Below are 12,769 nucleotides of genomic sequence, written 5' to 3' on the forward strand. Positions count from 1 at the left end.
TTATAGGGAGTTCCTGACAGGCTGCAACCCCTAATGTGAAAAAACTTTTCAACCGCTGTTTCTTTGGTCAAAACGCCGTTAAATTGGTAGTTTTTGCAGCGTTTGGAAGCCATAACCCTGCAACACGGGCAATAAAGCGTCAGTGTCCGTGTTCAGCGCCATGCAATACGCCATGTTCTCATCTTGAGAAGAAACCACATTTTCCTGAGAAGAGATAAGCCAGGCGGTTCGGCGAGCAATAGCAGCACCGGAATCGACCATGCGCGTACCTTCCGGCAATACTTGCGCTAACTCTTCAGCTAATAGAGGGAAATGCGTGCAACCTAATACAATGGTGTCTGGTGGTTCGCGCATTGCCAGCCATGGATGAAGGATTTTCTTTAATGCTTCGACAGGAACGACGCCACCGTGCAGTTTGCTTTCTGCCAGCTCCACCAGCTCAGATGAACCCAATAGCTCAATTTTGCAATCAGTGGCAAAGCGCGCAATGAGATCCAGTGTATAGGAGGCATGAACTGTGCCACGGGTCGCCAGTAAGCCAACAACACCATTGCGGGTGAGCCGCACTGCAGGTTTGATAGCGGGAACCACACCCACGACGGGGAATGCGAAGCGCTCGCGTAGAGCAGGCAGGGAGACAGTGCTGGCGGTGTTGCACGCAATAACTACAATCGCCAGTGGGTGGCGCTGCTGTACGGCGGTGACAATTTCCAAGACGCGTTCAACAATGAATTCGCCGGATTTCTCCCCATAAGGGAAGGCAACATTGTCGAATGCATATATATAGTGGAGATCCGGCAACAGCTGCCGAATCTCTTGATAGACAGATAGCCCGCCAACACCTGAGTCAAAAATCAGCGCTGTCGGGCGAGGAGCAGTATCAGCCTTAGAAGTTATAGCTTCCTGTGAGGTAATACTCTCGTCCAGCGGTTTTATAGCCATAAGCCGTTTCGTAATCTTTATCAAACAGGTTAGCAATTCTACCACGAACTGTTAGATGAGAAGTAACGGGATAAGCAATCGAAGCGTCTACAGTGCTGTAACTCGGTAATTCGCGCTGAGTCGCACTATAAAGAGAGGTGTTATTGTCATAGCGCTTGCCGTAATACTGGTAAGACACATCCATATCAAAATTGAACATTGCCCAATCCAATTGATACTTGGCCTGATGTTTAGAGCGGCGGGCTAGGACTTCGTTATTGAGATCATTACGCGGGTCAATATATTGCAATGTCACCTGGTGGGTGAAGATGCCAGTATCAAAGTTTCCGGTCCACTCCACACCTTTTATCGTCGCGGAGTTAACGTTGTAATATTGCCCAATATAGGTCACTGGATCTGAGTCGTAGTCGATCAGGTTTTCAATTTTGTTGTGATAAGCAGACAAACGCCAGTCAAGCGGCCCGGTCACCCCTTCTAGCCCGGCCTCCAATTGGTGGGACTCCTCCGGCTTAAGGTTAGGGTTTGACTCAATCCGAGGACTGAAGCGCTGTGCGCCGTACTGTTGGCCCAACGACGGAGCCAGGAAGCCCGTACCGTAAGATAAAGTCACGCGGTAGTCAGGAACGAATTCCCAGCCCGCGGCAGTTTGCCATGTCTCATGCCAGCCAAATTGCTCATCTTTATCGGCACGGCCCGAAGCTTCTAATGTCACGCTGTCGAATTTCTGCTGCCCACTCAGATATAAACCGGTGTTATCCCGCTTATAACTATCAGAAATCGTGGTATTGGATGAGGTCAAACGCTGCTGCTGCCAGTCAAGCCCTGCGCTTAGCGTCGCACTTTCGAAGCTATAAGTGTTGCCCCATTGCAGATTTCGCTGTTCCATATCGTCCAGCGTGGTCGCCACCCCATAGCGGCCATATTGGCTGCTGTAGTTATAATCTTTATATTTCTGGTAGCTGGCAATTAATTGGGAAGAGTAAGCGCCCGCAGCATAACGCAGACCGGTATCATAAGTGTGGTTATATAGCCGCTCTTTATCGCCACTGTATTCAGGGAGGTAAGGTGGGCTACCGACATCGTAATCCGTGCTATTGGTATACCCATAACCTCGGACAAAACCGGAAAACGCCTGGTTGAACTGATGATCTAGCCCTGCCCAGAAGTTTTTATTGCGAAAGCCGTCTCGATCGCTATCTACCGAGTAACTTGAGCCAGGTTTGATATTGAAGCCGTTAGTGGTTTGATACCCTCCCGCTACCGTCGCCAAGGTGTCACCAAAGCGCTGACGGACACTGCCATCATATTGCTGGTAGCCTTTAGAACCGACGCCAGCATTAATCTGTGCGCCTTCTTTATCTGATTGCGTAATCACGTTAATGACACCGCCAATCGCACCTGAGCCATACACCGCCGAGCGCGGTCCACGGATATATTCAACTCGCTGCACTAAGGAGATCGGTATTTGATTGAAGTCGACACTGTTGACGATACCGGTGCGCGCAAGGGGAATACCATCAACCAGTATCAGTACATGCCGGGCTTCGGTGCCACGGATATACATAGAAGAGCCTTGCCCTAAACCACCAAATTGCGAGATATCCACACCCGGCAACCGGCGCATCACTTCATTGAGGCTTTTGGCCTGCCAACGATCGATATCATCCCGAGTCACGACATCAGTGGGGGCCAATACGGTGGAAACTGGCTGTTTAAAACGGCTGGCAGTCACCACCATTTCGTCATTATTACCGGTGGTGTTGCCCTGCGCCCAGCCAGAAAATGCCGTCACAGAGAGTGCTGTGAGCAGCGTATATTTTTTAATTGTCATAAAGCATCCAAACTCAATTGGCGGATGCCGCAGTGCCATGGCCGGTAGTACGCGACGACCACGAATATTGCGACGTAATACCGGCAGGTCTTCGGGCTTGGGATCTCTGAGAACAGAGCTGGCGATGACTTCCCATCCTTGCGGACAGTGTCTGGTTGAAACCTATCGCCGTAACTTCCCCTTACCGCTGCGCGTCAGCTCCGGATTTACACCGGATTCCCTTTTAACTCGTAGGTGTTTAAGTACCGCATGAGGCCGGACCGCAATGTTACGATTAAGTAAAATAGATGTCTAGACTTCCATTCTTGTAACGAGGAATAAACACGACAAAACTGGACATCAGGGCCACTTTCCCTACAATCCGCAGGAATAACCCTCTTTTTATGTCCAAACGAGAAGAAACATGACTCCCAACATCCTGCCGACTGACGGCTATGATCACCAATTGGCGGAAAAATCTGCCCGTCTTCAGGAAATGATGTTGCCGTTTCAGGCCCCCGCTCCAGAGATATTCCGTTCTCCCGCCGAGCATTACCGTATGCGGGCGGAGTTCCGCGTTTGGCACGATGATGACGACCTCTACCACATCATGTTTGACCAACAGACCAAGCAGCGCATTCGGGTCGAGCAGTTCCCGGTCGCCAGTCTGTTAATCAATCGTCTGATGAGCGCCCTGATGACCGCCATTCGGGCCGAGCCCATCTTGCGCCGTAAGCTATTTCAGATTGATTACTTATCGACTCTGAGCGGTAAGCTGATCGCCTCTTTACTGTATCACCGCCAATTAGATGAAGAGTGGCAGCAAAAGGCGCTGGAGTTGCGGGATCAACTGCGCGAGCAGGGTTTTGATCTGCAACTAATTGGGCGGGCTGCAAAAACCAAAATCATGTTGGATCACGACTATATTGATGAAGTGTTGCCAGTCGCCGGCCGTGAGATGATTTATCGCCAGGTTGAGAATAGCTTCACCCAGCCGAATGCTGCGGTGAATATTCATATGTTGGAGTGGGCAATCGATGTCACTCAACATGCGGGTGGGGATTTACTGGAGTTGTACTGCGGTAATGGCAACTTCTCGTTGGCGTTGGCACGTAATTTTGACCGGGTGCTGGCGACTGAAATCGCCAAACCCTCAGTGGCGGCGGCGCAATATAATATTGCAGCGAATAATATCGATAATGTGCAGATCATTCGTATGTCAGCGGAAGAGTTCACTCAGGCCATGCAAGGTGCCCGTGAGTTTAATCGCCTGAAAGGTATTGATTTGAAGAGCTATAATTGCGAGACAATTTTTGTCGATCCACCACGTAGCGGGCTGGATGATGAAACCGTCAAATTGGTGCAAGCTTATCCGCGCATCCTCTATATCTCCTGTAACCCAGAGACGCTGTGCGCCAATCTGGAACAGTTGCAGCACACCCATAAAATCAGCCGGTTAGCACTCTTTGATCAATTCCCTTATACCCATCATATGGAGTGTGGGGTCTGGTTGGAAAAGCGGGAGTAACGAGTCACTTGGAGGCTCGAGCCGCGCCGTCCTGGCGCGGACGCTTTACTCTTCCGTCTGTCCTCACCGCTCCAGATCGAGTCATCGCCGCTAGAAAGCTACTGCGGCTGCTGGCTATCGCTATTATCCGACTCAAGTTCCGTGTTCGCCTGCGCCGATTTACGCGCTTTTAGCTTAAACAAGATCCAGAACACCAGCGCCACACTGAGAATAGAGGGGACGAAGTTGGAGCCAATCGCCGGATGCTCGACCCGCACAATGGCGCTGTACACTAAAATGCCCAGCAAGAAGCAGGCCGCAGCCAGCACTGGCAACCCCTGTGGCATGGCAAAATTGAGGTAGCGCTGATGCAAGCAATAAACCGCCAATATTAACGTCAGCAGCGGAAAGATTGAAAACGGGACAAGCGCGCTAAATAGCGTATTAAATGAACCATTTATAGCCAAACCAGTGATCAACGCCAGCAGCAGAGTGCCAGTTTCACGGCGAGGCTGTTTCTCATGGTGAGATTGCTTTTCAAGGTAAGATTGTTTCTCTGAGTTAGATTGTTCCATCATTTTCCTTTCCTTATTAAGTGCGGGATACGGCGAGCTTCTCCTGCTCGCGGCGATACCAATAATAAGCGCCTTTGGAGATCATCCGCAGTTGTAGCACCAAGCGTTCTTCTAACTGTCGCCGTTGTTCACTGTCCACGTCCAGCGCTTCTGCACCCGCACTGAAGACAATTGTGACCATGGCCTCAGCTTGAGCTTCGGTGAAGCTGCGCGGCATGTGATTTTCCAGTTCGAGATAATCGGCCAACTCGGCAATAAAATGCTGAATTTCACGGGCAACGGCGGCACGGAAAGCAGCAGATGTGCCGGAACGCTCCCGCAGCAATAAGCGGAAAGCATTGGGGTTATTGCCGATAAATTCCATAAATGTAGAAACTGACGTGCGGATAACACTGCCACCCTTGGCAATCCGCTGACGTGCCTGACGCATCAGTTGGCGTAACATCAGGCCGCTTTCATCGACCATTGTCAGGCCAAGCTCGTCGACATCACGGAAATGCCGGTAAAAAGAAGTCGGTGCGATGCCAGCTTCGCGGGAGACTTCCCGCAAACTCAGGCTAGCAAAACTCCGCTCAGCACTCAGTTGGCTGAACGCCGCTTCGATAAGGGAACGACGAGTCCGCTCTTTTTGTTGTGCTCTGACGCCCATAATCGTGCCCAAGGGATATCCAAATTCTCAATCTAAGACATATAGTCAGCAATATACCAAACTTTATAGTAACAACCGTTATACAAACGTATCATCCCAATACGGAATTGCCGCTTTACAGCAGCCTATCACGGTGATTTACCCATTGCTGATTGGGTTATGCATGGGATGATGTTAATATATCGTTGTAATTTTGTATAATAATAGGTCTCTCCTACATGCAACAGCACTTCCATTTTGATGCCATTGTTATTGGCTCGGGTCCTGGCGGTGAAGGTGCCGCTATGGGGTTGGTCAAGCAAGGCGCACGCGTTGCCGTGATTGAACGGTACAATAATGTGGGCGGCGGATGTACCCATTGGGGCACTATCCCATCCAAAGCTTTACGCCACGCCGTTAGCCGTATTATTGAATTCAACCAAAACCCACTCTACAGCGACAATGCCCGAACCATCAGCTCCTCTTTCGCTGATATTTTAAGCCATGCGGATCGCGTGATTAACCAGCAAACCCGCATGCGTCAAGGCTTTTACGATCGCAACCACTGCCAGATGTTCTCCGGCGATGCTAGCTTCATCGATGGCAATACCATCAATGTACGTTATGCCGACGGCACCAACGATACACTGCGCGCCGATAACATCGTCATTGCGACCGGTTCACGCCCTTATCGCCCAGCAAACGTTGATTTTACCCACGAACGCATTTACGACAGTGATACCATTTTGCAGCTCAGCCATGAGCCACAACACGTCATTATCTATGGCGCGGGGGTGATTGGCTGCGAATATGCGTCGATCTTCCGTGGTTTGAGTGTCAAAGTGGATTTGATTAATACCCGCGACCGCCTGCTGGCCTTCCTTGATCAGGAGATGTCAGATGCCCTCTCCTACCACTTCTGGAATAACGGCGTGGTTATCCGCCACAACGAAGAGTTTGAACAGATTGAAGGGACGGTTGATGGGGTTATCGTTCATTTGAAATCAGGCAAAAAAGTGAAGGCGGACTGCTTGTTGTACGCCAATGGCCGCACCGGGAATACCAGTGGGTTAGGGCTGGAAAAGATTGGTTTGGAAGCAGACAGCCGTGGCCTGCTGAAGGTCAACAGCATGTATCAGACCGCGCTATCCCATGTGTACGCCGTCGGTGATGTGATTGGTTATCCGAGTCTGGCCTCTGCGGCTTATGATCAAGGGCGGATTGCGGCACAAGCGATGATCAAAGGTGAAGCCAATGTTCACTTGATCGAAGATATCCCAACCGGCATTTACACCATTCCAGAGATCAGTTCTGTGGGTAAAACCGAGCAAGATTTGACCGCGATGAAAGTACCTTACGAGGTCGGTCGCGCGCAGTTTAAGCACCTGGCGCGCGCCCAGATTGTCGGGATGAATACCGGCAGCTTGAAAATCCTGTTCCATCGGGAAACCAAGCAGATCCTCGGCATTCATTGCTTTGGTGAACGCGCGGCTGAGATTATCCACATCGGGCAGGCGATCATGGAGCAAAAAGGCGAAGGTAATACTATCGAATATTTCGTTAATACTACCTTCAACTACCCAACGATGGCCGAAGCTTATCGTGTGGCAGCGCTCAATGGGTTAAACCGCCTGTTCTAACTTTTCGCTTATCACTTCTGGGCTCATGCGCGGTTGCATGTGCTCACGAATCGCCTCGGCAAGTTGCTCATAGCGGCCACGCAATGGGGAGCCGGGGCGGTAGACCAAAGCAATGGTGCGCTTAGGTACTGGCTTGTAGCACTCCAGATAGCATACACCGTCGCGCTCTCTTTCATTCGGCACCGCCAGTGAAGGCAATAGCGTGATGCCGCTGCCTGCGGCGACCATATTGCGCAAGGTTTCTAAACTGGTGGCACGGAAATGGGTGTCCTCTTCAGCTCCCGCCTGGAAGCAAAAACCCATCGCCTGATCACGTAAGCAGTGACCATCTTCCAGCATTAGCAACTTCTCACCAGCCAGTTCATGCATCTGCACCCGATCACGCCCTGCCCACGGATGATCGGCGTAAATCGCCAGTTGCATCGGTTCGTCAAACAGCGGAACCTCAATAAACGCCTCGGTCTCTTTGACCAGCGCCAAGATAGCACAATCGAGCTTGCCACTGTCTAACTGAGCCAGCAGGTTTTGGGTCTGCGCTTCATGCAGATACATTTCCAGTTTTGGGAATGTTTGATGCAGCGTAGGAATGATTTGCGGCAGCAGATAAGGCCCGACTGTAGGGATCAGCCCAATATGCAGCGGGCCAGACATACTCTCCCCCTGCAAACTGGCCATCTCTTTCAGGACTTTTACTTCCCGTAGCACCGTTCGGGCCTGCTCCACCAGCAACAATCCGGCCTGCGTAAACAGGACTTTACGGCTGGTGCGCTCTAACAGCATAACGCCTAGCTCATCTTCCAGTTTACGGATCTGGCCGCTTAACGTGGGTTGGCTGACATGACAAGAGTCGGCAGCACGCCGAAAATGCCTGAATTCAGCCAGCGCCACCAGGTATTCTAGATCTCGAATATTCATCGATGCTCCTCTTTATGATAGTCATTGACGATAGATAAGATAGCAATCAGTGATTAGAACTATCAAGTGATAAAATGAATAATGTGTTCCAACGAAAAAAGAGCTAGAAAAATTCAAATCTTTTATTTTCCAATTAAGGAGTTACCGATGTTCGCTAGCCAAGAAGGTAAAAAAATCCCACAGGTGACTTTCCATACCCGTCAGGGCGACCAGTGGATTGATGTCACCACCGACGAGTTATTCAACAACAAAACCGTTATCGTATTTTCACTGCCGGGCGCGTTTACCCCGACCTGCTCTTCCAGCCATCTGCCACGTTATAACGAGCTGGCCGGTGTGTTTAAACAGCATGGTGTTGATAGCATTCTCTGTGTGTCTGTCAATGACACTTTCGTGATGAATGCCTGGAAAGCGGATCAGAGCGCTGAAAACATTACCTTTATTCCAGATGGCAACGGTGAATTCACCAAAGGCATGAATATGCTGGTTGAGAAAGCCGATCTGGGCTTCGGACCACGTTCATGGCGCTACTCCATGCTGGTACGTAACGGCGTAGTTGAGAAAATGTTTGTTGAGCCAAACAAGCCGGGCGACCCGTTTGAAGTCTCTGATGCCGACACCATGCTGAAATATCTGGCCCCTGATTTTAAAGTGCAGGAGTCTGTTTCTGTCTTTACCAAACCGGGCTGCCCGTTTTGCGCCAAAGCAAAACAGATGCTGCAAGAGCGTGGCATTCAATACGAAGAGATCGTGCTGGGCAAAGACGCCACCACTGTTAGTCTGCGAGCCGTCACGGGCCGTGGGACTGTGCCGCAAGTCTTTATTGGCGGGCGTCACATCGGTGGCAGTGATGATTTAGAGAATTATCTGTCTGCCTAATGACATCAATAAAAATGAAGATAAAGTGAAGTAATTTGGTAGGCTCCGGCCTACCCTTTTTTTCTGTTCTTGCTGTTCTTCCTGCTAGGAGTAGACATGAAAACCTTAAACGTTGATGTCGCCGTGATCGGCGGCGGCACTGCCGGGCTTGGCGCTTATCGCGCTGCCAAACTATCGACCCCAAGTGTGGTGATGATTGAAGGTGGCGAGTATGGCACCACCTGTGCACGCGTCGGTTGCATGCCATCCAAACTACTGATTGCGGCGGCTGACGCCGTGCATCACATTGAACAAGCCCCCGGATTCGGGATTCATCCGCAAGGCGAAACCCTGATTAATGGTCGTGAAGTGATGGATCGCGTTAAACGTGAGCGCGACCGTTTTGTTGGCTTCGTTCTGGAAGGTGTCGATAACATTCCGGCGGCGGATAAAATTCAGGGCTATGCTCGCTTTATTGATGATAATACTCTGCAAGTTGATGATCACACACGTATTGTCGCGCAACGTATCGTGATTGCCACTGGCTCACGCCCTACCTGGCCTGCGGCCTGGAATGCATTAGGTGATCGGCTGATCGTCAATGATGACGTGTTTAACTGGGATGATTTACCAAAATCAGTTGCCGTTTTCGGCCCCGGCGTTATCGGGCTGGAGTTGGGTCAGGCGCTGCACCGATTGGGTGTTCAGGTAAAAGTGTTCGGCGTTGGCGGTGGTGTTGGCCCGCTGACTGACAGCATTGTGCGCAATTACGCCGCGAAAACGCTGGGTGAAGAGTTCTATCTCGATCCGGATGTGAAAGTTGAAGTGATGCAGCGAGAAGGGGATAAAGTCTTTATCCGCTATTTGGATAAAACCGATAAGCCCCAAGAGATGATGGTGGATTATGTGTTAGCCGCTACGGGTCGCCGTCCTAATGTCGATAAGCTGGGTCTGGAAAACACCTCGCTACTGTTTGATGATCGCGGCGTGCCACTTGCGGACAAGCTGACGATGCAGACCAGTGTGCCACATATCTTTATCGCCGGTGATGCCAGTAACCAATTGCCACTGCTGCATGAAGCGAGCGATCAGGCTCGTATTGCTGGCGTGAATGCCGGTGGCTTCCCAGAAGTGGTGCCCGGTTTACGTCGTAGCCCAATTTCGGTGGTGTTCTCTGATCCACAAATTGCGATGGTAGGCTCGACCTTCCGCGAACTGACGCAAAAATTCAGCGCATGTGGTTGTTTTGAAATCGGTGAAGTCTCTTTTGAAAATCAGGGTCGTTCGCGGGTGATGCTGAAAAACAAAGGTATTTTGCGGGTTTATGGCGAACAAGGCACTGGTCGTTTCTTGGGTGCCGAGATGATGGGGCCAAGCGCCGAGCATATTGCTCACTTGTTGGCCTGGGCGCACCAACAGCAAATGACCATTGATCAAATGCTGGATATGCCGTTTTATCATCCAGTGATTGAGGAGGGTTTGCGTACTGCGCTGCGTGATTTGCAGTCCAAGCTCAGACTGGGTGCCGATGAGGCCGAACGCTGTCTGCGCTGCCCTGGCGAATAATATTGCCAGAGTGCTTTCACGGGAGATGGGGTGATATTGATCACCCCATGAATTTACTTTCTCCGCGACAATTACCACCGTTTTTTGTTTTTTAGATCAAAACCAATAGGTAGCTCCAATGTTATCTGCCCATGTGATAGCACCCCGGCAGGGGGTTTGGGTAAGGGTTGGGCACGTTTGATCAGTGCCAGAGCTTCGCTATCTAAAATGGCGACCCCACTACTGTTGATCAACTGAGACGAGAGAACATACCCCTCTCTATTAACCACAAAACGGATAGTCGCGATGCCTTGCTGACGCTGCTTTTTGGCGATCGGGGGATAACGTTTAAACCCCATCAGATGCCCTTGCAAGCGGCTTCTCCAATCCATTTTAATCTGCTGCACATGCAAAGAATCACTGTTCGTCGCGGCCGCAATTTGCTTGCTATCACCAGACAACGTGGTGCTGGTTGTCGGGGCGGAGGGCGATGGTTTGCTGCGGTTTACCGCTATCTCTTCAATAGCCGGTTTACGTGGTTTGATCGCGTCTGGTTGTGGCCGCTTTGCTTTAATCGGCTCTTTTTTAACCATTTCTCGCTCTTTTTCGATGATCAAAGCTGCATTGGGCTGTTCGGGGGCGGTTAGCAACTCGCTCACTTGTTCTGGCTGACTTTCCGAGGGTTCAGATATTGGTTCGCTAAAATTCTGAGTCATACCCACTACTGGATCCTGCTCAACATTGGGGGTGAACTCTGGCTCGGCTGACAACCCAAGCATCACCGCCACCGGATACTGGTATGGAGGCGTTACCGCTACAGCTGGCGTATTCAGCCACCAAAGCAGATATAGATGAACACAACTCACAAATAAGGCACTTCCCAACCAAAGTAGAATACGGTTGTTATTCTGTTGTATTTTCATCAATTAAATCACTATATTCCTTTATTTTTAATGAGTTATATAAAATAACTTATCGCGACTATTACTCTTCGGCAAACGCGACATGCAAGCGATCAGTTAGCGGCTTAAACAGATAATTGAGCAACGACCGCTCTCCGGTACGGATAAAAACATCAACCGACATACCCGGCCGGATTTTCAGCGGGATTTGGTTGATATCAATCGCTATAGTTAAGGGGTAATAAGGCTCTAAAGTCTGTGGGTGCTGCATACGATCAGCCCCAATGCGTAATACCGAACCGTATAATCGTGGCGTTGTGCTTTGATTAAATGCAGAAAAATTAAGGTCGACCGGTAAACCCACCATGACTTTATCAATCAACGCCACTGGTAGTTGGGCTTCAACGAGTAAGGGTTGCCCGCTGGGAACCAACTCCATCAATGTTTGCCCGGTACTGACAACCCCACCCACGGTGTGTTGTGCGAGCGCGATAATCGAACCGCTAACAGGCGCGGTAACACGGGTATTTTCCAACTCAAACTCTGCAACATTCAAACGCTGCGCCAGCTCCTGGGTACTTTGTTGCGCTTTGGCTAATTGTTCGCGATTCTCACTTTGATACTGCTCACGCCGCTGTGAAATATGCTGCTCAGTTTCATCAATAAGCTTATAAGCCTCCGCGATGTCGCTGGAGTCTTGCTCGACTCGCGTGCGCAGTGAAATGGCCTGACGCTCCATTTCTAGCAATTGATTTTTGGCAACGTGGCCACTCTTTGCCAGCGACTGCACGCCATGTAATTGTTGTTGGAATAGATCGAGCTGGTGCTGGTTATTATTCCGCAGCGCTCGTAATCCGCTCAGCCGACTCTGATGGCGCGTAAGTTGTGCCGATAAACGTGCGATTTCACTCCGTTGGGCCTGGCGCCGATGCTGAAAAAGCTGCTGCTGCAAAGCAACGATGCGCTCAACCAAATGTTGCGCGGAGTCCTGAAGCAGCACCTCAGGGAAATCAATCTCAGGCCAATCATGCTGCTCAGCAATTAAGCGGGACTCCTGAGCCAGCGCACTAAGATACTGATGCTGTAGATTATCCCGATGGCTACGTATCGCAGTATCATCCAGCGTGATGAGTAATTGCCCTTGCTCGACTTCATCTCCTTCAACGACATGTAATTGCTGAATACGTCCACCTTGTAACGGCTGGATCACTTTACGGTTTTCGGCGACGACAATCTGCCCCATAACAGCAATCCCTTTATCCAATGGTGCCAACCCGGCCCAAAGCAAAAAAACAATGAAGCCGCCTAAAACCAATCCTCCTCCCAGACTAAGATACTTCCCGCTATTGATTTGCAGTGGTGGCAGATTTTGCTGACAGCTGCCCACTGCCATCGACAGGTCACGACCTGTTTTAGGTAACATCAGTTATCTCCCATCCGTGGTCTA

11 protein-coding genes and 1 riboswitch are annotated in these 12,769 nt (G+C 50.4%); of the genes, 4 read left to right on the forward strand and 7 right to left on the reverse strand.

The genetic code is table 11. The annotated features are described in order from the left end of the window. Positions 1 to 78 precede the first annotated feature (78 nt). Both murI and btuB read right to left on the reverse strand, forming a co-directional pair. Positions 79 to 942: a glutamate racemase gene (gene murI / locus AACW11_RS10025; protein ID WP_212586674.1), complete on the reverse strand. Its 864-nt coding sequence runs from the start codon at positions 940 to 942 to the stop codon at positions 79 to 81. Then, positions 887 to 2,773 carry a TonB-dependent vitamin B12 receptor BtuB gene (gene btuB, locus AACW11_RS10030; RefSeq protein WP_212586675.1) on the reverse strand — a complete coding sequence of 629 codons (1,887 nt, stop codon included), beginning with the start codon at positions 2,771 to 2,773 and terminating at the stop codon, positions 887 to 889. Before btuB ends, murI begins: the two co-directional genes overlap by 56 nt. Before the next feature lie 65 nt (positions 2,774 to 2,838). Further along, positions 2,839 to 3,048: riboswitch (cobalamin riboswitch) on the reverse strand. A 128-nt stretch (positions 3,049 to 3,176) separates the two neighbouring features. Between btuB and trmA the strand changes: the two genes are divergently transcribed. Next, positions 3,177 to 4,280, forward strand: a complete 1,104-nt coding sequence (trmA, locus tag AACW11_RS10035) for a tRNA (uridine(54)-C5)-methyltransferase TrmA (RefSeq protein ID WP_212586676.1) — start codon at positions 3,177 to 3,179, stop codon at positions 4,278 to 4,280. 98 nt (positions 4,281 to 4,378) lie between these two features. Here trmA and AACW11_RS10040 read toward each other — a convergent pair whose 3' ends face one another. Continuing rightward, the gene (locus tag AACW11_RS10040) at positions 4,379 to 4,837 is read right to left on the reverse strand and encodes a YijD family membrane protein (RefSeq protein ID WP_212586677.1); all 459 of its coding nucleotides are present in this window, start codon (positions 4,835 to 4,837) and stop codon (positions 4,379 to 4,381) included. Between the two features lie 13 nt (positions 4,838 to 4,850). Then, the gene (gene fabR / locus AACW11_RS10045) at positions 4,851 to 5,483 is read right to left on the reverse strand and encodes an HTH-type transcriptional repressor FabR (protein WP_005278214.1); all 633 of its coding nucleotides are present in this window, start codon (positions 5,481 to 5,483) and stop codon (positions 4,851 to 4,853) included. 218 nt (positions 5,484 to 5,701) lie between these two features. Between fabR and sthA the strand changes: the two genes are divergently transcribed. Beyond that, positions 5,702 to 7,102, forward strand: a complete 1,401-nt coding sequence (gene sthA / locus AACW11_RS10050) for a Si-specific NAD(P)(+) transhydrogenase (protein ID WP_212586678.1) — start codon at positions 5,702 to 5,704, stop codon at positions 7,100 to 7,102. On the opposite strand, the gene oxyR is transcribed toward sthA, so the two are convergent. Next, positions 7,085 to 8,017 carry a DNA-binding transcriptional regulator OxyR gene (oxyR, locus tag AACW11_RS10055; RefSeq protein WP_212586679.1) on the reverse strand — a complete coding sequence of 311 codons (933 nt, stop codon included), beginning with the start codon at positions 8,015 to 8,017 and terminating at the stop codon, positions 7,085 to 7,087. The genes sthA and oxyR overlap by 18 nt on opposite strands. Positions 8,018 to 8,164: 147 nt before the next feature. Here oxyR and AACW11_RS10060 point away from each other — a divergent pair, with 147 nt between their 5' ends. Both AACW11_RS10060 and AACW11_RS10065 read left to right on the forward strand, forming a co-directional pair. Next, positions 8,165 to 8,896: a glutathione peroxidase gene (locus AACW11_RS10060; protein WP_005278219.1), complete on the forward strand. Its 732-nt coding sequence runs from the start codon at positions 8,165 to 8,167 to the stop codon at positions 8,894 to 8,896. A gap of 96 nt (positions 8,897 to 8,992) precedes the next feature. Beyond that, positions 8,993 to 10,441 (forward strand): dihydrolipoyl dehydrogenase, encoded by a 1,449-nt coding sequence (locus AACW11_RS10065; RefSeq protein WP_212586680.1) that lies wholly within the window; start codon positions 8,993 to 8,995, stop codon positions 10,439 to 10,441. A 71-nt stretch (positions 10,442 to 10,512) separates the two neighbouring features. On the opposite strand, the gene AACW11_RS10070 is transcribed toward AACW11_RS10065, so the two are convergent. Together AACW11_RS10070 and AACW11_RS10075 are read right to left on the reverse strand one after the other, a co-directional pair. Then, on the reverse strand, positions 10,513 to 11,346 hold the full coding sequence (locus AACW11_RS10070; RefSeq protein WP_212586681.1) for an energy transducer TonB: 834 nt from the start codon (positions 11,344 to 11,346) through the stop codon (positions 10,513 to 10,515). Positions 11,347 to 11,404: 58 nt separating this feature from the next. Then, the gene (locus tag AACW11_RS10075) at positions 11,405 to 12,745 is read right to left on the reverse strand and encodes an HlyD family type I secretion periplasmic adaptor subunit (RefSeq protein ID WP_212586682.1); all 1,341 of its coding nucleotides are present in this window, start codon (positions 12,743 to 12,745) and stop codon (positions 11,405 to 11,407) included. Positions 12,746 to 12,769 lie beyond the last annotated feature (24 nt).

Source organism: Yersinia sp. Marseille-Q3913, from assembly GCF_963892745.1.
In the GTDB taxonomy this organism is placed as follows: domain Bacteria; phylum Pseudomonadota; class Gammaproteobacteria; order Enterobacterales; family Enterobacteriaceae; genus Yersinia; species Yersinia bercovieri.